Origin of the sequence: Flavobacterium sp., from assembly GCF_043773265.1 — a bacterium.
Classification (GTDB): domain Bacteria; phylum Bacteroidota; class Bacteroidia; order Flavobacteriales; family Flavobacteriaceae; genus Flavobacterium.
Genome location: NZ_JAYVFH010000128.1, coordinates 1 through 26,705, shown reverse-complemented (window position 1 = coordinate 26,705; position 26,705 = coordinate 1). Strand labels below are relative to the sequence as shown.

General features: G+C 28.4%; 22 protein-coding genes and 2 pseudogenes. 13 read left to right on the top strand and 11 right to left on the bottom strand.

Going from position 1 to position 26,705, the window contains the following annotated elements; all coding sequences use genetic code 11:
• A pseudogene (locus ACH2BO_RS07030) lies at positions 1–327 on the bottom strand (CPBP family intramembrane glutamate endopeptidase); the annotation flags it as partial.
• A gap of 82 nt (positions 328–409) precedes the next feature.
• Between ACH2BO_RS07030 and arsC the strand changes: the two are divergent.
• The gene (gene arsC / locus ACH2BO_RS07025) at positions 410–751 is read left to right on the top strand and encodes an arsenate reductase (glutaredoxin) (RefSeq protein ID WP_395044042.1); all 342 of its coding nucleotides are present in this window, start codon (positions 410–412) and stop codon (positions 749–751) included.
• Between the two features lie 101 nt (positions 752–852).
• Positions 853–3,312 (top strand): TonB-dependent receptor domain-containing protein, encoded by a 2,460-nt coding sequence (locus ACH2BO_RS07020; RefSeq protein WP_395044041.1) that lies wholly within the window; start codon positions 853–855, stop codon positions 3,310–3,312.
• Between the two features lie 73 nt (positions 3,313–3,385).
• Here ACH2BO_RS07020 and ACH2BO_RS07015 read toward each other — a convergent pair whose 3' ends face one another.
• A complete protein-coding gene (locus ACH2BO_RS07015) occupies positions 3,386–3,553 on the bottom strand; it encodes a hypothetical protein (RefSeq protein ID WP_395044040.1) in 168 nt (55 codons plus the stop codon).
• 98 nt (positions 3,554–3,651) lie between these two features.
• Positions 3,652–4,722 carry a magnesium/cobalt transporter CorA gene (gene corA, locus ACH2BO_RS07010; RefSeq protein WP_395044039.1) on the bottom strand — a complete coding sequence of 357 codons (1,071 nt, stop codon included), beginning with the start codon at positions 4,720–4,722 and terminating at the stop codon, positions 3,652–3,654.
• Positions 4,723–4,790: 68 nt separating this feature from the next.
• Here corA and hutI point away from each other — a divergent pair, with 68 nt between their 5' ends.
• A complete protein-coding gene (gene hutI / locus ACH2BO_RS07005) occupies positions 4,791–6,029 on the top strand; it encodes an imidazolonepropionase (protein ID WP_395044038.1) in 1,239 nt (412 codons plus the stop codon).
• Between the two features lie 4 nt (positions 6,030–6,033).
• Here hutI and ACH2BO_RS07000 read toward each other — a convergent pair whose 3' ends face one another.
• A complete protein-coding gene (locus ACH2BO_RS07000; protein ID WP_395044037.1) occupies positions 6,034–7,038 on the bottom strand; it encodes a hypothetical protein in 1,005 nt (334 codons plus the stop codon).
• A gap of 126 nt (positions 7,039–7,164) precedes the next feature.
• Positions 7,165–8,049 (bottom strand): hypothetical protein, encoded by an 885-nt coding sequence (locus ACH2BO_RS06995; protein WP_395044036.1) that lies wholly within the window; start codon positions 8,047–8,049, stop codon positions 7,165–7,167.
• A 91-nt stretch (positions 8,050–8,140) separates the two neighbouring features.
• Here ACH2BO_RS06995 and ACH2BO_RS06990 point away from each other — a divergent pair, with 91 nt between their 5' ends.
• The 3 genes from ACH2BO_RS06990 (at position 8,141) to ACH2BO_RS06980 (ending at position 11,036) form a co-directional block, all read left to right on the top strand.
• Positions 8,141–9,181 carry a formimidoylglutamase gene (locus ACH2BO_RS06990; protein WP_395044035.1) on the top strand — a complete coding sequence of 347 codons (1,041 nt, stop codon included), beginning with the start codon at positions 8,141–8,143 and terminating at the stop codon, positions 9,179–9,181.
• A 10-nt stretch (positions 9,182–9,191) separates the two neighbouring features.
• Positions 9,192–9,656, top strand: a complete 465-nt coding sequence (locus ACH2BO_RS06985) for a hypothetical protein (RefSeq protein WP_395044034.1) — start codon at positions 9,192–9,194, stop codon at positions 9,654–9,656.
• A gap of 126 nt (positions 9,657–9,782) precedes the next feature.
• Positions 9,783–11,036 (top strand): DEAD/DEAH box helicase, encoded by a 1,254-nt coding sequence (locus ACH2BO_RS06980; RefSeq protein ID WP_395044033.1) that lies wholly within the window; start codon positions 9,783–9,785, stop codon positions 11,034–11,036.
• Here the strand turns inward: ACH2BO_RS06980 and ACH2BO_RS06975 are convergent.
• The 3 genes from ACH2BO_RS06975 to ACH2BO_RS06965 all read right to left on the bottom strand — a co-directional run bounded on the left by ACH2BO_RS06975 (position 11,033) and on the right by ACH2BO_RS06965 (position 16,545).
• The gene (locus tag ACH2BO_RS06975; protein WP_395044032.1) at positions 11,033–13,168 is read right to left on the bottom strand and encodes a response regulator; all 2,136 of its coding nucleotides are present in this window, start codon (positions 13,166–13,168) and stop codon (positions 11,033–11,035) included. The genes ACH2BO_RS06980 and ACH2BO_RS06975 overlap by 4 nt on opposite strands.
• Positions 13,169–13,330: 162 nt before the next feature.
• Positions 13,331–15,022, bottom strand: coding sequence for an energy-dependent translational throttle protein EttA (gene ettA, locus ACH2BO_RS06970; protein ID WP_395044031.1), 1,692 nt, complete (start codon positions 15,020–15,022; stop codon positions 13,331–13,333).
• A 35-nt stretch (positions 15,023–15,057) separates the two neighbouring features.
• Complete coding sequence (locus ACH2BO_RS06965) at positions 15,058–16,545, bottom strand: aminotransferase class V-fold PLP-dependent enzyme (RefSeq protein WP_395044030.1); 1,488 nt, start codon at positions 16,543–16,545, stop codon at positions 15,058–15,060.
• A gap of 103 nt (positions 16,546–16,648) precedes the next feature.
• Here ACH2BO_RS06965 and ACH2BO_RS06960 point away from each other — a divergent pair, with 103 nt between their 5' ends.
• The 4 genes from ACH2BO_RS06960 to ACH2BO_RS06945 are packed head-to-tail and all read left to right on the top strand — an operon-like array spanning position 16,649 to position 19,888.
• Positions 16,649–18,217, top strand: a complete 1,569-nt coding sequence (locus ACH2BO_RS06960; RefSeq protein WP_395044043.1) for a YdiU family protein — start codon at positions 16,649–16,651, stop codon at positions 18,215–18,217.
• 12 nt (positions 18,218–18,229) lie between these two features.
• Positions 18,230–18,598, top strand: coding sequence for an iron chaperone (locus ACH2BO_RS06955; protein WP_395044029.1), 369 nt, complete (start codon positions 18,230–18,232; stop codon positions 18,596–18,598).
• Positions 18,598–18,999, top strand: coding sequence for an SRPBCC domain-containing protein (locus tag ACH2BO_RS06950; RefSeq protein ID WP_395044028.1), 402 nt, complete (start codon positions 18,598–18,600; stop codon positions 18,997–18,999). Before ACH2BO_RS06955 ends, ACH2BO_RS06950 begins: the two co-directional genes overlap by 1 nt.
• A 10-nt stretch (positions 19,000–19,009) precedes the next feature.
• Positions 19,010–19,888, top strand: coding sequence for a VOC family protein (locus tag ACH2BO_RS06945; RefSeq protein WP_395044027.1), 879 nt, complete (start codon positions 19,010–19,012; stop codon positions 19,886–19,888).
• A 26-nt stretch (positions 19,889–19,914) separates the two neighbouring features.
• Here ACH2BO_RS06945 and ACH2BO_RS06940 read toward each other — a convergent pair whose 3' ends face one another.
• Together ACH2BO_RS06940 and glmM are read right to left on the bottom strand one after the other, a co-directional pair.
• Complete coding sequence (locus ACH2BO_RS06940) at positions 19,915–21,513, bottom strand: S41 family peptidase (protein WP_395044026.1); 1,599 nt, start codon at positions 21,511–21,513, stop codon at positions 19,915–19,917.
• A gap of 3 nt (positions 21,514–21,516) precedes the next feature.
• A complete protein-coding gene (glmM, locus tag ACH2BO_RS06935; protein WP_395044025.1) occupies positions 21,517–22,917 on the bottom strand; it encodes a phosphoglucosamine mutase in 1,401 nt (466 codons plus the stop codon).
• 251 nt (positions 22,918–23,168) lie between these two features.
• Here glmM and ACH2BO_RS06930 point away from each other — a divergent pair, with 251 nt between their 5' ends.
• The 3 genes from ACH2BO_RS06930 to ACH2BO_RS06920 all read left to right on the top strand — a co-directional run bounded on the left by ACH2BO_RS06930 (position 23,169) and on the right by ACH2BO_RS06920 (position 26,381).
• Complete coding sequence (locus ACH2BO_RS06930; protein ID WP_395044024.1) at positions 23,169–23,756, top strand: ACP phosphodiesterase; 588 nt, start codon at positions 23,169–23,171, stop codon at positions 23,754–23,756.
• A gap of 108 nt (positions 23,757–23,864) precedes the next feature.
• A complete protein-coding gene (locus ACH2BO_RS06925) occupies positions 23,865–24,533 on the top strand; it encodes a DNA alkylation repair protein (RefSeq protein WP_395044023.1) in 669 nt (222 codons plus the stop codon).
• 27 nt (positions 24,534–24,560) lie between these two features.
• Positions 24,561–26,381, top strand: coding sequence for a chloride channel protein (locus tag ACH2BO_RS06920; RefSeq protein ID WP_395044022.1), 1,821 nt, complete (start codon positions 24,561–24,563; stop codon positions 26,379–26,381).
• Positions 26,382–26,393: 12 nt separating this feature from the next.
• Here the strand turns inward: ACH2BO_RS06920 and ACH2BO_RS06915 are convergent.
• A pseudogene (locus tag ACH2BO_RS06915) lies at positions 26,394–26,705 on the bottom strand (hypothetical protein); the annotation flags it as partial.

The window sequence follows — 26,705 nt, the reverse complement described above, 5'->3', positions numbered from 1 at the left end:
CATTAAAACAATCAATCCAAAAGAGAAAATTATTCTTTTAAAATCAACTTTTTTTCTTGAAGTTGTTAAAGTAATAATACTTCTTTCGTGTATAAAATGTACTAATAAAAATAGTAACCCTAAGAGAAATACAAACGGAATAAGATTTAGTAATAAGCCCAAAATTTTAGGCATCGACTTCATTAAATCATAGGTTGCTTTAAGTTCTTTATCAGACATAAAAAAAAACACAACGAAATTCAATATAAATATTCCTGACGAAACTAATGTTGTCAATAATACTCTCCACCAAACATTGTTTCCTTTATAAGCTTGTTCAATAAACATAATTTTAATTTTTTATACAATTTCCTTATCGTACTTTTACTTCGACTAAAATACAACTTTTATTATAAATATTAAGAAAAAGATGATTACAATTTATCACAACCCAAGATGTGGAAAATCTAGAGAATGCCTAGCTTTTATTGAAAATTCTAAACACAAATATGAAATAATAAAATATCTTGAAACTCCTTTGTCTTTCAATGAATTGGAAGAAGTGATTAAAAAATTAGATATAAATCCTATAGAATTAATTAGAAGCAAAGAAAGTATTTGGATAGAAAAATTTAAATTAAAAAAACTTTCAAACGATGAAATTATTCAAGCAATGGTTGATTTTCCAATTTTGATTGAACGTCCAATAGTTGTAAACACAAATAAAGCAGTTATTGCTAGACCATTTGAAAAGATAAAAGAAATTATTTAACTTTTTTAGGATTTTTATTTAACAAACCTTTGTGATTTGATGGTTAAACGAAAGTTTATTTTTGTAGTCAAATGTAAAAAACATTAAAAACCACCTGTTTCATGAAGAAATTAAAATTATTTTTATTTTTCGTACTACTTTTATGTTCATTTTTAAACTATTCGCAAAAAAAACCTCAAGGTCAAAAGGTTAAGGTTACTGGGAAGGTAATTGAAAAAGCTACAAATTTACCTTTAGAATATGCAACAATATCTTTAGTAAATACAACTACAAATAAAATTACTGCTGGCGGAATTACCGATGATAAAGGTAATTATAGTTTTGATGCAAATGTTGATGTTTACAATGTAAAAGCTGAGTTTATTTCGTTTAAACCAATAGAAATAAAAAATAAATCTATTACCGAAAGCATTAATTTAGGCACAATATCTTTAGAAAGTGATGCAACACAACTAGAAGTAGTTCAAATTCGCTCTGAAAAAACTACTGTTGAAATCAAATTAGACAAAAAAGTTTATAATGTTGGAAATGATTTAATGGTAAAAGGTGGAACAGTTAGTGATGTTCTTGATAACATTCCATCTGTAGCTGTTGATGTTGAAGGAAATGTAAGCTTACGTGGAAATGATAATGTTAGAATATTAATTGATGGAAAACCTTCAAATGCTATAAATATTACAGAAGCTTTAAGAATTATTCCTGCAGATGCAATTGATAAAGTAGAAGTAATAACCAATCCGTCAGCTAGATATGATGCTGAAGGTGGAGGTGGAATTTTGAATATTATTCTAAAAAAAGGCAAAACTAATGGTCTTAACGGAACTTTTATTGCCACAACTGGCTATCCAGACAATCATGGTTTGAGTGGAACTTTAAACTATAAATCTACTGAGTTTAATTTATTTACAACGCAAGCATATAACTACAAAAGCAATCCAGGAAATGCAATTGTTAATTCGAGATATTTAAATGACGATAATTCTACCAGCAATTATGTATATGAAACTAGAAATAACGATAGATTAAGCAGAGGTTACAATGGAAATTTTGGAATGGAATGGTTTTTAGATAAATCATTATCATGGACAAATATTGTAAACTACCGAAAAAATATTGGCGATGACACTGATAATGTTTTTCAAGATAATTATAATCAAAATTTTATTTATGATTATACTAGAAACCGTGTTAGCAATGAAGATAAAAAAAGTAAAAACATTGAATTTACTACCAATTTTACTAAAAATTTCAAAAAAGACGGACATAAATTAACTGTTGATGGCTCGTTTTCAACTAATGCTGATTTAACTGATGCCTTAATTAGAGATACTGCTACTAATTCTATAATAACAAAATTTGATACTACATTAAACAATCAAAAACAAAATAGAAATTTAATTTTTACAGATTATGTGCGACCATTTGGTAAAGCATCACAATTTGAAGCCGGTTATCGTGGAGATTTTTCAGAATTAATTACTGATTATCAAGTAATTAATGATGGCGTAGTCAATAATTCATTTACAAACACACTTGAATATAAAGAAAAAGTAAATGCTTTATACACACAATTTGGAACAAAATATAAAAAGTTTTCGTTTCTTTTTGGCTTGCGATATGAAGATTCTAATATAGATATCAATCAACTTGCAACATCAGATTTTAATAATAAAAAATACACTAACTTCTTTCCAAGCGCCTTTTTTACTTATGAAATATCAGATAAAAGCAGTGTTTCTTTAAGCTACAGCAAACGTATTCAACGACCAAGAGGAAGACAAATAAATCCGTTTAACAATTTATCAAGTAATACCAATATTTTTGTTGGAAACCCTAATTTAAATCCTGCACTAACAGACGCAATAGATTTTGGTTATTTAAAACGTTGGACAAAACTTACTTTAAGCACTTCTTTGTATGTTAACAAAACTACCAATTCATTTCAATTTGTGAGAACTGAAACTGGAAATTTTATTAATGGAGTTCCAATTATTAAAAGTTCACCAATTAATTTGGCTACAGAATATAGAAGTGGTTTTGAATTTACATTAAATTATAATCCATACAAATGGTGGAAACTTAATAGCAATTTTAACTTTTTTAGAGTAGAAACACTTGGCGATTATAGTTATATCAACTTTACCGGAACTGTAATTAATCAAAATTTTGATAATACTGCCAACACTTGGTCTACTCGTTTAACTTCTAAAATTAATCTTCCATATAAAATAGATTGGCAAACCAATTTAACCTATAATGGACCACAAAATAACGCACAAGGAAAAACAATAGGGATTTTTGCCGCCAATCTTGCTTTTAGTAAAGATGTATTAAAAGATAAAGGTACAATTGCCTTTAATGTGAGTGATGTTTTTAATTCAAGAAAAAGAATTATGGATAACTATCTTCCTGGTGTTGTAGAATCTCATACAGAAATGCAATGGCGAGAACGACAATTTACACTTTCATTTACATATCGTTTTAATAAATCTAAAACAGAAAAAGAAAAACAACCAAAAAGAAATCAAGACAATGAAGGTGGTGGAGATTTTCCCGGATAATTAAAAATAGTATAATAAAAAAGGTTCGTTAGCTATAAAACTAACGAACCTTATTTTTATTTAAAAAATTTATTTAAGCGTTTTCTAATGCTTTTTTAGCTTTTCTTTCAAAGTATAATTCTTTCATAGCACCAAATATCCAGTAAGGTAAAAAGTGAACTAAGAAAATCATCAACCAAAATCCTATTGTTAAAATAGTTAAAAATGCTAAAAAACCTAAATATTGAGCGAATGTAAACATGTCTTTTGAAATTTTTCTTAATAAATATTGTCAAAGGTAATTCATAAATTTAAATTGACCAATATTTCAAACTAAATTATTAACAGCTTTTTTAACAATTAATACCATTTTCGTTTTTTAAAATAAATTATCATTCCAAGAAGCAATAAAAACATACATCCTAGAATTATAAAATAGCCATATTTCCAATGTAGTTCTGGCATATTGTCAAAGTTCATTCCATATACACCAACAATAAACGTAAGTGGCATAAAGAACACAGAAACTACAGTTAGCGTTTTCATAACTTCGTTCATTTTATGGTTTTGTGATGAAAAAAAGAAATTGGAAGCACTGTCTAAAGTTGTTGAATCATATTCTATTTGTTCTAATAGTTCTAAACTCTTTTGATGTAATCTATCAAAAAAACTATAATTTTCAGCTTCTATTGCATTAAATACATTATCATCTTTCATGCTTTTTATAGAATACAAAGAATCACGTAATGGAATAATAGAACGCTTTAAAAAATTAAAATTATCGCGATGTTTTTCTATTTGAACTAATACTGATGGATTAGAATTAGTTTTGGTTAAATTAATTAATAATTCAACTTTATCTTCTTCGTTTTCAATGGTTATGTAAAAATTTTCCATTATAGAATCAAGCAATAAATACAATAGATAATCTGCTTTTTTCTCTCTTACAATTCCAGAATGAGTGCGAATACGTTCACGTATATGTGCAAAAAAATCATTGCTTTTTTCTTGAAAAGAAACCAAAACGCCTTCTTTAAGTAAAAAACTTATTTGGTCAACAGCAATTCCATCTGAATTGTCAACTGGCAATAATGATTTTATATTAAAAAAAAGTGTGTCGTGATATTCTTCAAGTTTGGTGCGCTTAGTTGTATTTAGAATGTCACCGAGCATAAATTGATCTACCTTTAAGAATTCACCAATAGATTTAATTATCTCAACGTTATTCAATCCATGAATGTTTAGCCAATTTATTTTATTAGTATCAACATTTTTATGGATTTCATTTTCATTAAAATCTTTAATTTCAGATAAATAGTTGGTGTCATAAACAAATAACTGCATTTCTGTAGGTACATTTTTATGTTTTCCAGTATATTCTATAAAGGTTGGCTGAACTTTTTTTCCCTTTTTATATTTTATTTTTCTCACAGATTGAATTTTTTTCTAAATTTATAAATAATTATTTTTTAAAAAGTATTTTTACTGAAATTTTATACATGATTACCTTAATAACCAATATTCAAGAGCTACTTCAAATTAGAGATTCTGCTATAAAAAAAGTTTCTGGTACAGCAATGGCAGTACTTCCTTCTATAAAAAATGCTTTTTTATTACTTAAAGATGATTGCATTGCAGATTTTGGTATAATGGATAATTGTCCTTCAATAAAAGTAGATTTAACAATTGATGCTACAGGAAAAGTTGTGCTTCCAACATGGTGTGATAGTCATACACACATAGTTTATGCAGGAAATCGTGTGCAAGAATTTGTTGATAGAATTAACGGTTTGAGTTATGAAGAGATTGCAAATCGTGGTGGTGGTATTTTAAATTCGGCTAAAAATCTCAATCTAACTAGCGAAGATGAAATTTATAGACAATCTGAAATTCGTTTGAATGAAGTAATGAAACTTGGTACTGGAGCAATCGAAATAAAATCGGGTTACGGATTAACGGTTGAAGGAGAATTAAAAATGCTACGAGTAATTAAAAAATTAGCCAAGAATTATCCAATAAAAATTAAAGCAACTTTTCTTGGCGCGCATGCATTTCCATTAGAATATAAAGAAAATCATTCGGGTTATATAGATTTAATTATCAATGAAATGTTGCCAAAAATTGCTAAAGAAAACCTTGCCGATTTTATTGATGTTTTTTGTGAAACTGGTTATTTTTCGGTAGCAGAAACAAAACAAATTATGATTGCTGCTAAAAAATATGGTTTACAACCCAAAATTCATGTTAATCAATTTAATGCAATTAACGGAATTGAAGCTTGTGTAAATCACAACGCTCTTTCTGTAGATCATCTTGAAATTGTTACCGAACAAGATATTGAAGTTTTAAAAAATTCTATTACAATGCCAGTTGCTTTGCCTTCTTGCTCCTATTTTATTAGTATTCCATATACTCCAGCAAGAAAAATGATTGATGCAGGATTACCTCTAGCTTTGGCTACAGATTTCAATCCTGGTACAACACCATCTGGAAACATGAATTTTGTTGTTGCAACAGCATGTATAAAAATGAAAATGACACCAGAAGAAGCTATAAACGCTGTAACAATAAATGGTGCTTATGCAATGGGAATTTCAGACACACATGGAAGTATAACTTTAGGTAAAAAAGCAAATGTTATTATAAGTAAAGAAGTTACATCTTTTTATGAATTACCTTACGCCTTTGGAAACAACTTAATTGATTGTGTTTTTATTGATGGAAAAATTGTTGAATAATTAATTATTTCAAAATAAAAGTAGATTTTCCAACCAACTCATTTCTGTCAAAAATAGTTACATAATAAGTTCCACTTTCAAAATCTGATTGTAAGAATTCTTGAACTATACTTACACTTTCATTGTTGTAATCGAACGATTTTTTAAAACTATATGTTAGTGATTCGTTGTCAAAAAATTCAGTAATTCGTTTTCCTAATACATTATTCTTGCCATTAATAATCTGAAAATAATACATTTTTTCACCAGATTTTGCATTTGAATTTTCGTCTAGAGTAAAGTTAATCTTAATTAAATTTGCCTTTCCAGATGAATTGGTTTCTATTTGTTTTACTGATGATTTAGAAATAAATGCACCAGCTTTTACATTAGACAATGTAACTTTTGAATATTTTTTTTCAGCACTTTTTATTACTTCATTTTTTACAACTGTTGGTTCTTCTTTAGTTGTTACAATTTTAGAAAAAATATCATCCGATTTTAATTTTGTATTCTCAATTTTTATAGTTGTTGGAACTATTTTTTTAACAATAGCAACTTCACTTTTTGGAATACCAACTTCGTTATTCGAATTATCTTTAGTTGTAATGATTTTTGGCGCAATAACTTTTGGGTTTTTGAAAACCACTTTGCTTTTATTACTTTTTAAAACAACAATTTCATTTACTAAAACCATCATTTTAGATTCTAGATTTTTGTATTCTGTTTTATATTTAAGAAGTGAACTTGCATCACCTTTTGTTTTTTCTAATTCTAATACTAAATTATTTACACGTTTTTTTTCTGCTTCTAAAGCATTGTAGGTATTGGTTTTATCAGCAATTTTTAGGTCGTACAGTGTTTTTAATTCTTCTATTTCTTTCAACACTTTTTTATTGTCTGAGCTTGTAGATGAAGATGATGATCCTGAATTATCTCCACCCAAAATATAGCCAATACTTCCAGCAAGAAGCATCATTAAAACTCCAATTACACCAATTAATATTGGCACACTTTTATTACTGCTCATAATTTAATTATAATACCACAAAATAACATCAAAAAAGCAATTAGTAGTAGTTGATAAACTATCAAGTTATAAACAAAAAAGGTATTCGCAATACACGAGTACCTTTATATTTAAAGTAAAAAATTGTTATTTAAGCGTAAAACTAGTTTTAGAAACCAATTCATTTTTGTCAAAAACATTTACAAAGTAAGTTCCTTTTGCAAAATCTTTACCAGGCAAATTCTCTGTAACTTGAACTGTTTTATTTTCATATTTTACTAATGTAGTAAAACTATAAGTCAATGATTTATCATCAAATGAAACTGTTGCTTTATCACCAAGAACATTGTTTTTACTGTCAATTACTTGAACATAATATAATTTGTCTCCAGTTTTTGCAATACTATTTTCGGCAATTGTAAAACTTATTTTTAAAACATCTGCTCTACTTGCTTTTTCTGTTTGAATTTCTTTTCCAGAGCTTCTTAATTTGTAAGCTGCTGTATTCAAGTTTAACACCGATAATTTAGAACCTTTTTCAACAGTTTTAGTTAGTTCGTCATTTTGACCAACTAATGTTTTAGTATAATTTTTAGCATCTTCAAGAACAACATTTGTACTGTCTAAATCTGTAGTAAGCTCTTGATTTTTAGCTTTTAAAACTTCTACTTCTTGAATTAAAGATTTCATTTTAGTATCTAAAGCAAAAAATTGTTGCTTGTATTTAGCCATTGAAGCTGCATTTCCGTTAGACTTTTCTAATTCAGACATTAACCCAATAACTTTCTCTCTTTCGGCAATTAGTTCATCACTCATTGATGTGTTTTCTGCAATAGCAGCATCATAAGTTGCTTTTAATTCTGATAAATCTTTTAGAACATTTTCTTTTTCTGTTTTTTCAGATTGGATCACAGTTTCAAGCGATTTAGTTTCTGTAGTCAATTTAAAAATATAGAATAAACTACCCAGCAATAATATCGACAATATCAATATTATAACCTTTAAAGACGAATTACTTTTTTGATTTTCCATTTAGCTTTTTTTTTATATTATTTAATAATAATTAATAGTATAACGTAAATATACATAAATATATTATTTTTGGACAAACATTTATTTTTTTATGGAGAAGTTAATACGTTTTTCAACATCCGATTTATCTAAAATAACTAATCACAGAAGTGGTGAAGTTAAGTTTGGTGAAAAAATGATTGTAATACCAAAAGAACAAGATGTTGTTAGTTTTCTAAAAAAATGCACTCAACAATTTGTATTGTTCGGAATTCCAGAAGATATTGGAGTTCGAGCCAATTATGGTCGTCCAGGAACAGCATCTGCATGGGAAAACGCAATAAAAAGTATTGCAAATATTCAACACAACCGATTTTGTAGAGGATCTGAAATTGTTGTTTTAGGTCAATTGAATGTTAGTCAAGAAATGAATGAAGTTCAAGGTTTAGATTTTCATAACATTCAAGACAGAAAAAAAATGAGCGAACTTGTTGTAAAAATTGATAAAGAAGTTTCTCATTTAATTGCAACAATTGTAAAAGCTGGAAAAACGCCAATAGTTATTGGTGGTGGACACAACAATGCATATGGAAATATTAAAGGTACTGCTTTAGCAAATGGAAAACCAATAAATGCAATAAACTTTGATGCTCATTCAGATTTTAGAATTCTTGAAGGAAGACATAGTGGAAACGGATTTTCGTATGCATATGAAGAAGGATTCTTAAAAAACTATTTCATTTTTGGATTACATGAATGTTATACTTCAAAAAGTGTTTTAAAAGAATTAAAAGAAATAGAAAATAGAGTACGATTTAATACTTATGACGAAATAAACATTAGACGAGAAAAAATATTTGAACAAGAACTAATTATTGCACATGATTTTATAAAAAACGATTGTTATGGTATTGAAATTGATCTCGATGCAATTCCCAATATTGCTTGTAGTGCTATGACATTAAGTGGTTTTTCTGTTGAAGAATTGCGACGGTTTATTTACTTTTTTGGAAAACATCCAAACGCAACTTATATACATATTTGTGAAGGCGCACCAACTTTAGACCATGATAAAAACAATCACTTGATTGGAAAATTAATTGGCTATCTTATTACTGATTTTATTAAGGCAAAAATTGAAGTTGAAAATTAATATCAATTTTATGAAAAATATAATAGGATTTTTGTTTTTGTCGTTATTGCTTTCTTGTTCAAAAGATGATAACTCGCAAAGTTGTTATGACTCTAGTGTTATAATGAAGATAAATGATGAATTACAAAGTTTTCAGACTATTGGTCGAGGAGTAGATTTGGTTTCAGGAAATTATAAATTAAGTATCTATTTATATCGTTCATCAAATATTAATTCTCAACAAAATATTTATTTTGAACTTCCTTATAAAAAAATAGGAAAAAATATTATAACCAAATTCTTTTATCAACAAAATAATAATGGTGATGGTTTTGAAGGAGATTTTATTAATGGAACTTTTCAATGTGATGTAAAATCAAATACTAACAAGTGTTTTTATGCAACAGTATCTGGTATTTTAAATACCGGAAGTCAAGAAATAGAAATTAAAGACGCTATAATTAGTTACACTTATGAAGAGCCATTTGATTTCTAGATTAAGAAATAACTTTTATTATTACTAATGTTTTGTTTTTTGATTCTATATTTTAATGAAATTCAATTTCACTAAATATAACCTATCTTTGCAATCTCTTGAAAAAAATCAAGAAATAGTATATTTATGACATTTAGCGAATTAAACTTATTAAAAAACATACAACAATCATTAAGCGAAGAAGGTTATGAAACGCCAACACCAATTCAGCAACAAGCCATTCCTATTATTATGGAAGGAACAGATTTGGTTGGTTGTGCACAAACTGGAACAGGAAAAACAGCCGCTTTTGCAATACCAATTATTAATTCATTGCATAGAATTGTTGGTTCATCAGCCAAGCGAAAATTAATTAGAACTTTAGTTGTAACACCAACTCGTGAACTTGCTATTCAAATTGATGAGAGTTTTAATACTTATGGAAAATACACTAACATTCGCTCAATGGTTATCTTTGGTGGTGTTAGTCAAGTGTCACAAGTTGATCAACTGAAAAAAGGAATTGATATTCTTATTGCAACACCAGGAAGATTACTGGATTTACATAAACAAGGTTATATTGATTTAGATCATATGCATCATTTGGTTCTTGATGAAGCCGATCAAATGCTTGATATGGGCTTTATAAACGATGTAAAAAAAATTGTAAAACTTACACCTGATAACAGACAAACTTTATTGTTTTCGGCAACAATGCCAATGGCAATTAGAGAATTGGCAGATACTTTTTTAACAAAACCCAAATATGTATCGGTTACTCCTGTTTCTTCAACTGCCGAAACGGTTAATCAAAAAGTATACTTTGTTGGAAAAGAAGACAAAAGAAAATTACTATATCACATTATTAGAAATGATAAAATAGAAAATGTTTTGGTTTTTACAAGAACAAAACATGGTGCCGATAATGTGGTAAAAGCATTAAAAAAAAATGGAGTTAGTGCCGAAGCAATTCATGGTGACAAATCTCAAAATGCTAGACAACGCGTTCTAGAAGCTTTTAAAAATAAAGAAATTTCGGTTCTTGTAGCAACAGATATTGCTGCTCGTGGTATTGATATTGAAAGTTTACCTTATGTAATAAATTTTGACATTCCTAATATTTCAGAAACTTATGTTCACCGAATTGGAAGAACCGGAAGAGCAGGAAATAGTGGTTTGGCAATTTCTTTTTGTGCCAAAGATGAACAACCATATTGGAAAGACATCGAAAAATTGATAAGAATGAATATAAAAGTGATTTCAGATCATCCATATCCATACACTGATGAAATTCCAAATCCCGAAGCTAAACCAGATTTGAGAAATAAGAAAAAAGAGAATACTTCAAATAATTCAAGAAAATCTGAAGTTTCTAAACAAAACAAAAAACGCTGGTATTAATCAGCGTTTTTTTTATTAATAATAGTAGCAATAACTTGAAATAACTTAGCAGATTCAAATGGTTTTATAATAATATCATTCATTCCGGCTGAAAGAGCTTCTTCTGTAATCTCTTGTTTGTCAAAGGCAGTTAAAGCAATTATCGGAATGTTTATTCCTTTTTTTCTAATTAATTTTGTTGTTTCAAAACCATTAATAATTGGCATATTTATATCCATTAACACTACATCAAACTTTTCAGTTTCTAATAAATTTATTGCAGCATAACCATCATCTAGAATTGTACATTTAAAATTGTTTGATTCTAGTATTTTTTTGGTAACAACTTGGTTTATTTTATTATCCTCAACAACTAATATTCTGTATGAATTATTTAATGACAAATCGACTTCTATTTCATTAATAATTTCGTTACGTGTGCTTTCATCGGTTTCAAATCCTATTATAAATGAAAAGGTAGTTCCAACGCCTTCTTCACTTTCTAATTCAATTTTACTTCCAAAAATTTCTGTTAATTTTTGAACTATTGATAATCCTAAACCTGTTCCTTGATAATCGCCTTCTTTGCGTTCTATTTGAACAAATTTTTCAAATATTTTTTCTTGATCTACTTTTGCAATTCCAACGCCATCATCAACTACTTGAAATTTTATATATGATTTAGAACCTTCAACTCTATCCAAATCGGCAATAATTTTTACCGCACCATCTTTAGTAAACTTCAATGCATTACTCACCAAATTCATAAAAATTTGAGAAAGACGTAGTTTGTCACCAATAATAAATTCAGGAATTGCTGAGTCGATTTTAGTAGTAAGTTTGTTATTGTTTTTTACAGCAATAAATTCTAATGAATCTGCAATTGTTTTAATTTCATCTGAAACATTAAAAATCATGTTTTCGAGAGTAATTTTATTTTCTTCAATTTTATTTATCTGAAGTAAATCATTTACAAGTGAAAGTAAATATCGTGCAGAAAATTTTAATGAATTTAAATGAGGACTATTTACTAATTCTTTATGTTCGTCAAGAATAATATTAGTAATTCCAACTACTCCATAAAGTGGTGTTCGCAACTCATGACTTATCGTTGAAACAAATTGTGTTTTTAATTGTGATGCAACCTCGGCTTTTTCTTTTGCAATTTTTAATTCTTGGTTTGCTCTTTTTAATTCTTGATTAGATTGATCTCTAAATTTATTGTTTTTGTACAAAGAAAACAATAATAATAATAGAATGAAGAGTATAATTACAAATAATAATACTATAAGTTTAGATTCTTTTAAATCTTTAGATTGCTCGACTTTTTCAACCTCAATTTTATTTATTTGCCTTTCAAGTTCTTCTAGTTCAATTTCACTTCCTGCAAGTTTAACTTTTTTAGTTCGTTCTTCACTATAAATTTTTTCTTTGAGTTCTTTATGAAGATTTAAATAATATAAAGCTTTTTCATAGTTTTTGTTTTTTTTATAATGATTGGAGAAATCATTATAAACATCACTTATATTTGTTTCAACTAGATTAGATTTATTTTGTTTACTAATAATTATTGCTTCGTTAAAAAACTGCTCGGCTTTTTTATTTTCATTAAAATAGCTGTAATAAGAACCATATAAATTACATAAAGAAATTTTTGCTTCAAGTTGATTACTATTTATAGTATATTTTTTAACAGATTCTAAATATGGTAATCCGTTTTTAAAATCATTTGTAGCAAAATATGCAGAACAAATATTTAATTTTGTATACATTATTTCAATAGAATCTTTTATTTTTTCTGAATAATTTAATGCTTTTTTATAATATTTAATGCTGGTTTTAAAATCGTTTTTTCTATAAGAATATAAACTTCCAAGATTATTGTTTATCCAATCTTTTATAGAATCATTGTCAGTTAAATCAGCATGATATAATGCTTTTTTATAATAAATTAGTCCTTTTTCAACATCATAAAACTCTTCAAAATTTAAGCCAATAATATTATATGCTTTTGCCATTAATGCATTATTTTTTAATTTATGCGCATCGGTAAGAGCAATTTTAGAAAGTTTTAAAGATTTATCTACTTCTAGATTAAAAAAAGCGTCGCCAGCATCAACTAGTAATTTCTCAATCTGCTTTTTTGAACGCACTTGATTTTGAGAAAACACTAACTGCAAAAAAAATAGCGCTAATAAAAGGAAAATGTTTTTTTTAAAATACAATTTTTATTTATTTATAGTATAACTTATTATTTAGGAAGTAATTATAAAATGTAAAAATCCCAAATTTGTTGGGATTTATTACAAATATACTTAATTTCTAATTAGTTTTTTATATTTAATGCGTGTTGGATTCACATCACCAAGACGTTTTTTCTTGTTTTCTTCATATTCAGAAAAGCCACCTTCAAAGCAATACACTTGTGAATCGCCTTCAAAAGCAAGAATATGAGTACATACTCTGTCTAAAAACCATCTGTCGTGAGAAATTATAACTGCACAACCTGCAAAGTTTTCTAATCCTTCTTCTAAAGCTCTTAAAGTATTAATATCTAAATCATTGGTTGGTTCATCTAGTAAAAGTACATTTCCTTCTTCTTTTAATGTCATCGCAAGATGCAAACGATTTCTTTCTCCACCAGAAAGTGCTGCTACTTTTTTATTTTGTTCACTTCCTCCAAAATTGAAACGAGATAAATATGCTCGAGAATTCACTTGCCTTCCGCCCATCATTATTAGTTCTTGACCATCACAGAAATTTTCCCAAATAGATTTGTTTACATCAATATTAGAATGTGCTTGGTCAACATAAGCTATTTTTACAGTATCGCCAATTGCAAAAACTCCGTTATCAGGTTTTTCTTCTCCCATAATCATTCTAAAAATTGTAGATTTTCCTGCACCATTTGGTCCAATTATTCCAACAATTCCAGCTTGTGGCAAGGTAAAATTTAAATCGTCATATAATAATTTATCACCAAATGCCTTGGCAACACCTTTGGCTTCAATAACGTTTGTGCCTAAACGTGGCCCATTTGGAATATAGATTTCTAATTTTTCGTCTAATTCTTTTTGGTCTTCGTTTAATAATTTGTCATAGTTTTGAAGACGTGCTTTTTGTTTAGTTTGTCTTCCTTTAGCACCTTGACGTACCCAATCTAATTCTCGTTCTAATGTTTTTCTACGTTTAGAAGCTGTTTTTTCTTCTTGTTCCATTCGTTTAGATTTTTGGTCTAACCAAGACGAATAATTTCCTTTCCAAGGAATACCTTCTCCTCTATCTAACTCTAAAATCCAACCTGCAACATTATCAAGAAAATATCTGTCGTGAGTAACTGCAATTACAGTTCCTGAATATTGTGCTAAATGTTGTTCTAACCAAAGTACGCTTTCTGCATCTAAGTGATTTGTTGGTTCGTCTAGCAATAATACATCTGGTTGTTGCAATAATAATCTACATAATGCAACTCTTCGACGTTCACCACCAGATAAGTTTTTAATTGGAGTATCACCTTCTGGAGTTCTCAAAGCATCCATTGCAATTTCTAGTTTTGTATCTAATTCCCATGCTCCAGAAGCATCTATTTTATCTTGCAAATCGGCTTGTCTGTCCATAAGTTTTTGCATTTTATCTGCATCCTCATAAACTTCTGGCAAACCAAACATATCATTAATTTTATTAAACTCATCTAATATTGCTACTGTTTCGGCAACACCTTCTTTTACAATTTCAATAACAGTTTTAGTATCGTCTAAAATTGGTTCTTGTTCTAAATAACCAACAGTGTAACCTGGTTGAAAAACAACATCGCCTTGATAATTTTTATCAACACCTGCAATGATTTTCAATAAAGATGATTTTCCTGAACCATTCAATCCAAGAATACCAATTTTTGCTCCATAAAAGAAACTTAAATAGATGTTTTTTAATACTTGTTTATCACTTCCTTGATACGATTTACTCAATTTTTGCATTGAGAAAATTACTTTCTTATCGTCTGACATTACTTTTGTTTTTAATTTTAATTTTTATTTTTATTTTAGATTTTAAACCAATTCTGAACCATTTCATGTTCTAAGTTTAATTGTTTTTTATGTTCAAATTCATTTGTTTTAGAATTATAAACATACTCATTTTTTAAAATTGTATGATTTTTTGCAACTTCAATTATACTATCACAAACATACTTTATTTCTTGAGAAGTCGTTGTTGGATGAATCGACATTCTAATCCAACCTGGTTTATGAATTAAATCTCCAGAATCTATTTGGCAAACTAAGTCATGAGATGTTTCTTGATCAACATGAAGTAAATAATGACCATAAGTTCCTGCACAACTGCAACCTCCACGAGTTTGAATTCCAAATTTATCGTTTAAGATTTTTACACCTAAATTAAAGTGCAAATCATCAATATAAAAAGAAATTACTCCTAACCTATCTTGATGTTCTTTAGCAAGAATATTAATGTTTTCAACATTTCCTAATTGTTCAAATACATAATTCACAATTTCGTGTTCGCGTTTTAGAATATTTTCTACACCCATTTTTTCTTTCAACTGAATGGCTAACGCTGTTTTAATTACTTGAAGAAAACCTGGAGTTCCTCCATCTTCTCTGTCTTCAATATTATCAATATATTTGTGTTCACCCCAAGGATTTGTCCAAGAAACTGTACCGCCACCAGGACAATCGGGAACATTGTTTTTGTATAAATTTTTATTAAAAATTAAAACACCAGAAGTTCCTGGACCACCAAGAAACTTGTGTGGTGAGAAGAAAATAGCATCAAGATAACTTTCAGCATCTTCTGGATGCATATTTATATCAACATAAGGTCCAGAACAGGCAAAATCTACAAAACATACACCGTTGTTTTGATGCATTATTTTAGCGACTTCATGATATGGAGTTTTAATTCCGGTTACGTTAGAGCAAGATGTTATTGAAGCAATTTTGAAACTTCTGTCATTATATTTTTCTAAAAGTTTTTTAAATTCTTTTATACAAAACAGTCCATTTTCATTGGCAGGAATTACAATAACATCAGCAATAGTTTCTAACCAAGAGGTTTGATTAGAATGATGTTCCATGTGTGAAATGAAAACAATAGGTTTTAATTCCTTTGGAAGTTGAACGTATTCTTTAAGGTTTTCAGGAATTTTAAGTCCTAAAATGCGTTGAAATTTATTTACAACTCCAGTCATTCCAGTACCAGTATTTATAAGAATATCATTTTCGTTTGCATTAACATGATTTTTAATTATGTGTTTAGCATTATGATATGCCAAGGTCATTGCTGTACCAGAAATTGTAGTTTCGGTATGAGTATTGGCTACAAAAGGTCCAAAATCATTCATTAATTTTTCTTCAATTGGACGATACAATCTTCCGCTAGCAGTCCAGTCTGTATAAACTATTTTTTGAGTACCAAACGGCGAAACAAATTCTTGATTAATTCCAATAATATTTTTTCGGAACTGCTGGAAATAGTGCTCTAATTGAGTTTCCGTTTCTGTTACAATCATTGTTATTTTATTTGGTTCAAAGATACATTTTTTAATTATTTTTATATTGATTTTTTTTTTTGAAGTAATCTTAATTTTATTTAACTTTGAATAATTTCAAAACATAATGTATATGAACCTACGACACAGATTTGTTAAAGAATTATCTGCAGATATTGATTTAAACAATATTTCACGTCAGGTAAAAAATGCATGTTTTTCATTTGTTACTCCAAAAATTCCATCTCAACCAAAGCTTATCCATGTTTCTAATGAAGTTGCAAATTTATTAGGAATTACAGAAGAAGAAATAAAATCGGAAGAATTTTTAGCTGTTTTTTCTGGACAAAAAGTTTTAAAAGACACTCAACCTTATGCAATGTGTTATGCAGGACATCAATTTGGAAATTGGGCAGGTCAACTTGGTGATGGAAGAGCAATAAATTTATTTGAAGTTGAAAATAACAGCAACTATTATACATTACAATTAAAAGGCGCAGGAAAAACTCCATATTCTAGAAATGCTGATGGATTAGCAGTTTTAAGATCATCAATTCGCGAACATTTATGTAGTGAAGCTATGCATTATTTAGGAATTCCAACTACACGTTCTTTATCTTTAATTGATAGCGGAGATGAAGTATTGAGAGATGTAATGTATAATGGAAATCCAGAATATGAAAAAGGTGCAATTGTATGCAGAGTTGCTCCAACTTTTATTAGATTTGGTAGTTTTGAAATTTTTTCAGCTAGAAAAGATATTGAGAATTTAAAGTTACTGGCAGATTTTACAATCAAACATTATTTTCCAGAAATTGTTTCTGATGGCAAATTAAAATATATTGAATTTTTTAAATCTGTTGCAGATAAAACTCGTATAATGATACTTCATTGGCAAAGAGTTGGCTTTGTTCATGGTGTAATGAATACTGATAATATGAGTATTCTAGGAATTACAATAGATTATGGTCCATATGGTTGGCTAGAAGATTACAATTCTAATTGGACACCAAATACTACAGACAATCAATTTAAAAGATATGCGTTTGGAAATCAACCCAAAATTGCACTTTGGAATTTATTTCAGTTTGCAAACGCACTTTATCCATTAATTGATGATGCAAAATCACTGGAAAAAATATTAAATTCTTTTGAAAAAAAATATGATGAAGATTATTTTAATATGATGCGAGAAAAACTTGGGCTTAAAATTTTAATAAAAGATGATATAAAACTTATTGGAGAGTTAGAGAAAGTTATGCAATTATCTGAAACAGACATGACTATTTTTTTTAGAGAGTTAAGTTTATTAAAAAAAACTTCTACACCAGGTTGCGGAATTTCAATTGTAAACAATGCTTTTTATAATCCAAAAGAAATTAATAAAAACATTCTTAAAGAATGGCAAAAATGGTTTGCACATTATATAAAAATAATTAATTACGAAAAGGATTCAGATGAAGAACGTAAAACTAAAATGAATAAAATTAATCCAAAATATGTTTTAAGAAACTACATGGCACAAATTGCAATTGATGCTGCAAATAACAATGACTATACAGTTGTAAATGAATTGTATGAAGTATTGAAAAAACCATATAATGAGCAGTCAAATCATGAAAAATGGTATGCAAAAAGACCAGATTGGGCAAAAGAAAAAATAGGATGCTCAATGTTGTCTTGTAGTTCCTAAAAATACAATTTCATGAATACTAAATATGAAACTATAGATGATTACATTGCATCACAATCGGTAAATTGTATCGAAATTTTACAAAAAATTAGACATACAATTAAAAATGTTGTTCCTGATGCAAAAGAAGTTATAAGTTATCAAATGCCAGCTTTTTACTATTTTGGAAATTTAGTTTATTTTGCAGCTTTTAAAAATCATATTGGCTTTTATGCATTGCCATCTGGAAACGATAAATTTCAAAAAGAATTGAAAAATTATAAAACAGGTAAAGGTTCAATTCAATTTCCGTTAGATAAGCCAATTCCTTATGATTTAATTATTAAAATTGTTGAATTTAGAGTTATTGAAAACATTGAAAAATCTAAAACCAAAAAATAATGATAACTGTTGAAACTACAATAAATGCTTCAATTGAGAAGGTTTGGGATTATTGGACAAATACAAATCATATTGTTAATTGGAATAATGCTTCAGACGATTGGTATTGTCCAAAAGCATCAAATAATTTAATAGTTGGCGGAAAATTTAATTTTCAAATGGCATCAAAAGATGGAAAAATAAGTTTTGATTTTGAAGGTGAATATTCTAAAATAGAAAAATTTTTGATTATAGAATATTCAATTATTGATGGTAGAAAAGTAAATATTAACTTTAAAAAAGAAAAAAATAACATTATAATTACTCAATCTTTTGAAGCAGAAAATGAGAATTCTGAAGAATTACAACGCAATGGATGGCAAAATATATTAGATAATTTTAAAAAATATACAGAACAATAAAACTAGTAATATGACTAAACAAATTTGGCTAAATCTTCCTGTTAAGGATGCCATAAAATCGAAAGAATTTTTCTCTAAACTTGGTTTTAAATTTCTTGAAGAAAGAACAACACCTGAATCTGCTTGCATGCTTGTTGGCGAAAGTAATTTTGTTGTAATGCTAATTGCCGAAGAAATGTTCAAGAATTTTATAAAACATGAAATTACAGATACTAGTAAATCAACACAAGTATTGATGTCTATTGATGCCGAAAGTCGTGAAGAAGTTGATCAATTGGTTGAAAAAGTAAAAATTGCTGGCGGAACAATTTATGCAGAAGCAGGAGAAAATCAAGGTTGGATGTATGGTTGCGGTTTTTGTGATTTAGATGGTCACAGATGGAATGTTTTGTATATGGATTTTAGTAAAATGCCAAATTTAAAAAAAAAAAATCAACTTAATAATAAAAAAATGACAACAGTAAATCCTTATTTAGTTTTTAACGGAACTTGTGAAGCAGCTTTCATGTTTTACAAATCAGTTTTCGGTGGTGATTTTCCATACATTGGAAAATTTAATGATATGCCTTCAAATGATCCAAATTGTCCTCCACTTTCTGATGAAGATGCTAACAGAATTATGCATGTTTCGTTACCAATTGGAGATGGAACTATATTAATGGGAAGTGATAGTAGCTCAGCAAGTGGTGATGTAATTATGGGAACCAATTTTTCGATTTCTATAAATACAGAAAGTAAAGTTGAAGCTGATAGGTTATTCAACGAACTTTCTTCTGGTGGAACTGTAAAAATGGCAATGGAAAAAACATTTTGGGGTGCCTATTTTGGAATGTTTACAGATAAATTCGGAATCGAATGGATGGTGAATTTTGACGAAATTCAAAAATAATTTTCAATAAAAAACGCTGATTAATTTCAGCGTTTTTTGTTTTTATTATCATTTAAAATCCAATTCATTTCTGGATCAATATTCTTGATTTTTTCTTCAACCGTTTGAATAATTTCAACATCAGGAAAAACGCCTCTTCCAAAAATTTCTGTTTGATTTATAGTTTTTATGTTCATTAATCCTAATCTCCATGGTATTTTAGAGTTTGGCAAATCAACAACAGGAGTAATTCCAGCAACGGTTCCGTTAAAAGATCCACCGGTTTCTTCTCCTACAAAAGTAACATTTGGATTTGATTTTAATGAGGATGCCAAAATACATGAAGCCGAAAAACTTCCTCCATTAATTAATACATATATTTTTCCTTTAAAATTATTTGTAGCATATTTTTTAGTTTTAGAACCAACTAGTTTATATTGAAATGTTCCATCAGCATTTTTAGTAGTTCTAAAATAAGAAAATCCCATATAAAAAGGATAACCAATTGCTAATAAAGGATAAACAAGTTTTGGAGTATTTCTAAAAACTCCAGTTTTCCACATACTAGTTTTAGAAGTTACATTTGCTGGTTGCAACAAAATGTAATTTTTATCTGTTAGATACGAATATAATTTTACGACATCAGCAACTCTACCACCAGGATTATCACGAACATCAATAATTAATGTTTTAATGTTTTTTTTATAAATTGAATCAAAAATTGTTTTATATGCAATGACAAATTTTCCGTCAGAAAAGTTTTTAATTCGCAAAACTGCAACCGAACTATCTGAATCGAAAAATCGTAAACTTTTTACAAACTCTTTGTTAGTCAAATCATATCCATATATTTTTTTAAGTTTCTTTTCTTTCTTAAGTTTATCTTTATCAATACTTCTTTTTACAAGTACTTTAGATGAATCTTTTATTGCATTTTTAACTTTAGTGATAGTTTTTTTTGAAGGTTTATTTCTAGAAACAACTTGAGTGACTATTGAATCATTTTGTCTTAAAACAAATTTTAAACTGTCATTAATTCCGATTTCATTAGTCATATAATTTACATATCGTTTAGAAAAACTTTTTCGAATGTGAGTAGTATTAAAACCATCAGATGTTATACTATTTCTATATTTTTCATATAAAGATTGTGGTTTAATTTCATTAACCGAAACTACTTCTACTCCAAGATTAATGGTCTTATTTTTAGATTTATTTTTTATTATATATAGTTTTTCATTTTGCCATTCATAACCAAATTGCGATAATGGTCCATCACCAGCTTTTTTTAATCTTTTGGCTTCTTTTTTAGAAATTCGTTTAGAAACTGGAGACATTGTCATATGACCTTGACGAATAGTTGCAATAACTGGACTTATAACAAAGTAAAACTCCTTACTAGTCATTGGTTTAGAAACTACTTTGCGAATACTATCAAATTTATAATTGAGTTTTTCTTTAGAAATATATCCATATAAGTTTGGATACAATTTTTCTAATTTATTTTGTGTATAGTTAATATCTTTTTGAAGTTTTGCTACAGATATTGGTTGTGATAATTTTAGATTATATTTTTCAACTGAAGTGCAATTGGAAAATAAAAATATAATTAAGAATAAAATACAAAAAGTTTGAAATATTTTCATAATCTAAATCCCAGAAACAACCTTAATTTCACCAATAATTCGTTCCGCTAAATCATCTGCCAATTGTTGAGTTGCAGCTTCTGTATAAATTCTAATAATTGGTTCCGTATTTGATTTTCTTAAATGTACCCAATTTTCTGCAAAGTCAATTTTTACTCCATCAATTGTTGTAATGTCTTCATTTTTATATTTTTCTGTCATTGCAACAAGAATGGCATCTACATCTATTTGAGGTGTTAATTCAATTTTATTTTTACTCATATAATATTGCGGATAACTTGCACGAAGTTCAGCCACTGTTTTATCTTGGTTAGCCAAATAAGTCAAAAACAAAGCTACACCAACAATACTATCTCTTCCATAATGTGATTCTGGATAAATAATTCCGCCATTGCCTTCGCCACCAATAATAGCATTGGTTTTTTTCATTAATTCGACCACATTTACTTCACCAACTGCACTTGCTTGATGATTTCCGTTGTGTTTGTTGGTAATATCTCGCAAAGCACGAGAAGAACTCATATTAGAAACCGTATTTCCTGGTGTTTTACTCAGCACATAATCTGCGCAAGCAACCAATGTATATTCTTCGCCAAACATTTCGCCATCGTTTGAGATAAAAGCTAAACGATCAACATCTGGATCAACTACAATTCCAAAATCGGCTTTTTCTTCAAGAACTAGTTTACAAATATCTCCTAAATGCTCTTTCAAAGGTTCTGGATTATGCGGAAAATGACCTGTAGGTTCGCAATATAATTTTACGCATTCAACTCCCATTAATTCTAATAATTTTGGAATAATTATTCCTCCAGATGAATTTACTGCATCAACAACAACTTTATATTTTTTGGTTTTCACCAAATCGGCATCAACCAATGGCAAATCGAGAACTTCGTCAATATGAATATCCATATAAGAATCGTTGATGGTAATTTCGCCAAGAGAATCTACATCGGCAAAATCAAAAGCTTCAGTTTCTGCAATTTCTAAAATCAATTCTCCTTCTTTTCCACTCAAAAATTCTCCTTTAGAATTTAATAATTTCAAGGCATTCCATTGTTTTGGGTTGTGCGATGCAGTTAAAATAATTCCACCATCGGCTTTTTCCATCGGAACAGCAATTTCAACTGTTGGCGTTGTAGACAAACCTAAATCAATAACGTCAATTCCCAATCCAAGTAAAGTATTCATCACTAAATTATGAATCATTGGTCCAGAAATTCGTGCATCTCTTCCTATTACAACTTTCAGCTTTCTTCCATCTCCACTATTCACTCTTCCTTGTTTAAGAAAAGTTCCATAAGCCGAAGCAAATTTTACAGCATCAACCGGCGTTAAATTATCGCCAACTTTTCCACCAATTGTTCCTCGAATTCCTGATATTGATTTAATAAGTGTCATATTTTGTTGTGGGTTTTTTTAAAGTTTCGAGTTTCGAGTTCCGAGTTACGAGTTTTGAGTTTATGGAATATATTTTAGTTACATTAATTACGTGACAAATATAATTTTACAAATATATATTTTACAGATTTAAATTTAAAGCAAAGCATAATTTTTTTCTATATTTACAATTATAAAATAACTCGAAACACGAAACACGAAACACGAAACTAGTAACTCATAACTCAAAACTCTTAACCCACAACAATAAATTGAACTTCCTAGCGCACATTTATCTTTCTGGTAACAACGATTTGCTAAAAATTGGAAATTTTATGGCAGACGGAATTCGTGGTAACGATTATTTAAATTTTCCCGAGGAAGTGAAAAAAGGAATTATTTTACATCGACACATCGATACATTTACTGATGCAAATAGTATTTATAGAAAAAGTAAACACCGACTTCACGAAAAATACGGACATTATTCTGGCGTAATAATGGATATTGTTTACGATCATTTTTTGGCTAAAAATTGGGCTTCATATTCTAATGAAAAATTGGAAGATTATGCAGCTAATTTTTATAAATTATTACAAGATAACTTTGATATTCTAACCGAAAAAACCCAAAAAATGCTGCCTTATATGATAGGAAGAAATTGGCTGGTTAGTTATGCAAGTTTAAAAGGTTTAGAAATGATATTATTTCAAATGGATTATCGCACCAAACACCAAGCCAATATGCAAGAAGCAATTGTTGAAGTAAAACTTTTTTATCAAGAAATTGAAGAAGAATTCACATTGTTTTTTGAAGAATTAAAAGCTTTTTGCAATCAAAAATCAACAGAGTTTGAATGAATTTAAAAAAAATTAACCATTTTGTCATTTCGACGAAGGAGAAATCGCATAACAATATTAACTTTATGTGATTTCTCCTTCGTCGAAATGACAAATCCTGAAAATAAAATGAACTTTATAGAAAACCTAGAACTTGATTTAAATCAAAATGCCAACAGAGAATTAGCAATTCCAATGGAGAATTATATGAAAAATAATTTCTCTTTTTTAGGAATAAAAACCGAAGAAAGAAGAACTATTTTCAAGAAAAATTACGAAAACTATAAATTAGAAATTAAACCTAATTTTAGAGCCATTGGTTGGGAATTATTTACTAAAAACGAACGTGAATTTCATCAATGTGCGATAGATTTATTAGTAAAAGAATTTAAGAAAAACTATCTTTTAGACGATATTCAATTAATTGAAAATTTGATAATTACCCATTCTTGGTGGGATTCTGTAGATGTTGTTGCCAAATATTTATTAGGAAATTATCTAGTTCAATTTCCAAAAGAAACATTTAATATTATTGAACGATTTTCTAACTCCCAAAATATGTGGTTAAACCGAACTGCTATTATTTTTCAATTGAGTTATAAAGAAAAAACCAATTTCGATTTACTAAAATCTGAATGTGAAAAACATAAAGAATCTAAGGATTTTTTTATTCAAAAAGCTATTGGTTGGGCATTGCGAGAGTATAGCAGATTTAACCCAAAAGGAGTTAAAGAATATGTCAATTCTAATGATTTAAAACCTTTAAGTTCAAGAGAAGCTTTGAGAAAAATTAAATAACTATTTTTACAAAACCAAAGTTTTATAATGCCAAACAAATTCTCAGCAATCATTAGATTATTATTTAGAAAAATAAAGCATCGTTTAGAAGCCATTATATTTCTATGCAAAAAACTATTGTCTGAAAGAAATTTTATTTATTTATCATGTGTTTTGGTTGGTATTTCTTGTGCTTTTGCTGTAATTATATTAAAAAGTTTTGCGCACAATGTATTTGTTTTTGCTAATTACATTAATGGTTTTTTAAAATTTCCGTTTTTCACAATTATACTTCCAATTATTGGAATTTTACTAACTGTTTTTGTAGTAAAAAGAGTTTTGAATGGCGAGTTAGAAAAAGGAAGTTCCAAGATTTTGTATGCTGTTGCAAAAAAAGGAGGAATTATTCCAAAAAAACAAATGTATGCACAGATTATAACTAGCTCGTTAACAGTTGGTCTTGGTGGTTCTGCTGGATTAGAAAGTCCAATTGTAATTACTGGAGCAGCATTTGGTTCTAACTTTGCCCAAAAATATAAATTATCTCAAAAAGATAGAATTTTGCTTCTAGCTTGTGGCGTTGCTGCAGGTATTGGAGCAGCATTTAACGCACCAATTGCAGGAGTTTTATTTGCTGTAGAAGTAATTTTAACTGATGTTTCTATTTCTGCTTTTATACCAATTATAATTTCGGCTGCAACTGGAGCTTTGGTTTCTAAAGTAATTCTTAGTCAAGATGTACTTTTAAGTTTCAAAAATGTGCAAGAATTTAATTATCATAACACACCTTATTATATTGTTTTAGGAATTTTAGCCGGATTAGTTTCGGTATATCATGCTAGAAATTTTAGAAAAGTAGAGCATTATTTTAGCAAATTTAAAGGTAGTGTTTATAAAAAAGCATTATTTGGAGCAAGTATTTTGGCGGTTTTGATTTTTGTTTTCCCATCACTTTTTGGTGAAGGTTATGAAAGTATCAAAACATTATCAACTTCGCATCCAGAAGTTTTATTAGAAAACACTTTTTTAGAAAGCAAGAAAAACTATCCTTGGTTTTTACTGATTTTTGTTGGATTGATTGTTTTACTAAAATCATTTGCGACTGGATTAACATTGGGTTCTGGCGGAAATGGTGGCAACTTTGCTCCTTCTTTATTTGTGGGTTCTTATCTTGGATTTTTTGTTGCAAAATCTATGAACTTAATCGGAATTACTAATAATTTACCCATAACTAATTTTACAATTGTTGGAATGGCAGGAATTCTTAGTGGATTGTTTCACGCACCATTAACCGCAATTTTCTTGATTGGCGAAATTACTGGTGGTTACAATTTAATGGTTCCGTTAATGATTGTATCTTCAATAAGTTACGCAGTTTCTAAACAATTTGAAAAACATTCTATGGATGTAAAAGCACTTGCCGATAAAGGTGAAGTTTTTACAAGCGATAAAGACAAAAATATATTGCAAAGTATTGATTTTCTTAATTTGGTTGCAACCGATGTTAAAACAATTTCTCTAGAAAAATCGTTAGAGAATTTGGTAGAACATTTATCAACTTCCAATCAGCATTTGGTTCCTGTTTTGGACGAAAAAAATAAACTTCTTGGCGTTGTAGATTTTGAAATTATTCGTCCAATAATTTTTAATTCATTCAGAATAAAATTTACTACAATAACTGAAATTCTATCGCAACCTAAAGAAATAATTCTTCACGATGACGGAATGGAAACCATTATGGATAAATTTGAAACTACTAATGAATCAATTTTACCAGTTTTAAAAAACGGAAAATTCTTTGGATTACTTTCTAAAGTCGCTGTTCTTGAAGCTTATCGTGAAAAATTAAAGGAAATGACTATTGAATAAAACCATTTAAAATCACTTCGTCTTTTCCCCAACAAAATAATCATTAGTACTTTTAAACAAAACATTAAAAGTGGTCAAACTTCCATAAATTCTGGTAATATATTGTTGCATTTCTATTTTTTCGGCTTCATCCAATTTACTTGAATTTATTTTTTGTTCCATAACGCGAACTCTATCTCTAACCATTACAATTTTATGAAAGAAAGTATCAATAGGAATTTCTTTGTTAGAGGTTGGTGTTCCTGGTTCTAAAACAATTTTTCCGCCTTTCCATTTATCTGCAATAGGCACAACTTGACTAATATCACTCCATTTTTGCAATAA

What these genes read in the sequence shown, in the direction of transcription:
- ACH2BO_RS06940 (WP_395044026.1), bottom strand. Translation starts at nt 21,513, where the DNA reads ATGAAAATATTTCAAACTTTTTGTATTTTATTCTTAATTATATTTTTA.
- arsC (WP_395044042.1), top strand. Translation starts at nt 410, where the DNA reads ATGATTACAATTTATCACAACCCAAGATGTGGAAAATCTAGAGAATGC.
- ettA (WP_395044031.1), bottom strand. Translation starts at nt 15,022, where the DNA reads ATGTCAGACGATAAGAAAGTAATTTTCTCAATGCAAAAATTGAGTAAA.
- hutI (WP_395044038.1), top strand. Translation starts at nt 4,791, where the DNA reads ATGATTACCTTAATAACCAATATTCAAGAGCTACTTCAAATTAGAGAT.
- ACH2BO_RS07000 (WP_395044037.1), bottom strand. Translation starts at nt 7,038, where the DNA reads ATGAGCAGTAATAAAAGTGTGCCAATATTAATTGGTGTAATTGGAGTT.
- ACH2BO_RS06950 (WP_395044028.1), top strand. Translation starts at nt 18,598, where the DNA reads ATGATAACTGTTGAAACTACAATAAATGCTTCAATTGAGAAGGTTTGG.
- ACH2BO_RS06955 (WP_395044029.1), top strand. Translation starts at nt 18,230, where the DNA reads ATGAATACTAAATATGAAACTATAGATGATTACATTGCATCACAATCG.
- ACH2BO_RS06965 (WP_395044030.1), bottom strand. Translation starts at nt 16,545, where the DNA reads ATGATTGTAACAGAAACGGAAACTCAATTAGAGCACTATTTCCAGCAG.
- ACH2BO_RS06980 (WP_395044033.1), top strand. Translation starts at nt 9,783, where the DNA reads ATGACATTTAGCGAATTAAACTTATTAAAAAACATACAACAATCATTA.
- ACH2BO_RS06990 (WP_395044035.1), top strand. Translation starts at nt 8,141, where the DNA reads ATGGAGAAGTTAATACGTTTTTCAACATCCGATTTATCTAAAATAACT.
- ACH2BO_RS06920 (WP_395044022.1), top strand. Translation starts at nt 24,561, where the DNA reads ATGCCAAACAAATTCTCAGCAATCATTAGATTATTATTTAGAAAAATA.
- glmM (WP_395044025.1), bottom strand. Translation starts at nt 22,917, where the DNA reads ATGACACTTATTAAATCAATATCAGGAATTCGAGGAACAATTGGTGGA.
- ACH2BO_RS06925 (WP_395044023.1), top strand. Translation starts at nt 23,865, where the DNA reads ATGAACTTTATAGAAAACCTAGAACTTGATTTAAATCAAAATGCCAAC.
- ACH2BO_RS07015 (WP_395044040.1), bottom strand. Translation starts at nt 3,553, where the DNA reads ATGTTTACATTCGCTCAATATTTAGGTTTTTTAGCATTTTTAACTATT.
- ACH2BO_RS07020 (WP_395044041.1), top strand. Translation starts at nt 853, where the DNA reads ATGAAGAAATTAAAATTATTTTTATTTTTCGTACTACTTTTATGTTCA.
- ACH2BO_RS06985 (WP_395044034.1), top strand. Translation starts at nt 9,192, where the DNA reads ATGAAAAATATAATAGGATTTTTGTTTTTGTCGTTATTGCTTTCTTGT.
- ACH2BO_RS06995 (WP_395044036.1), bottom strand. Translation starts at nt 8,049, where the DNA reads ATGGAAAATCAAAAAAGTAATTCGTCTTTAAAGGTTATAATATTGATA.
- ACH2BO_RS06945 (WP_395044027.1), top strand. Translation starts at nt 19,010, where the DNA reads ATGACTAAACAAATTTGGCTAAATCTTCCTGTTAAGGATGCCATAAAA.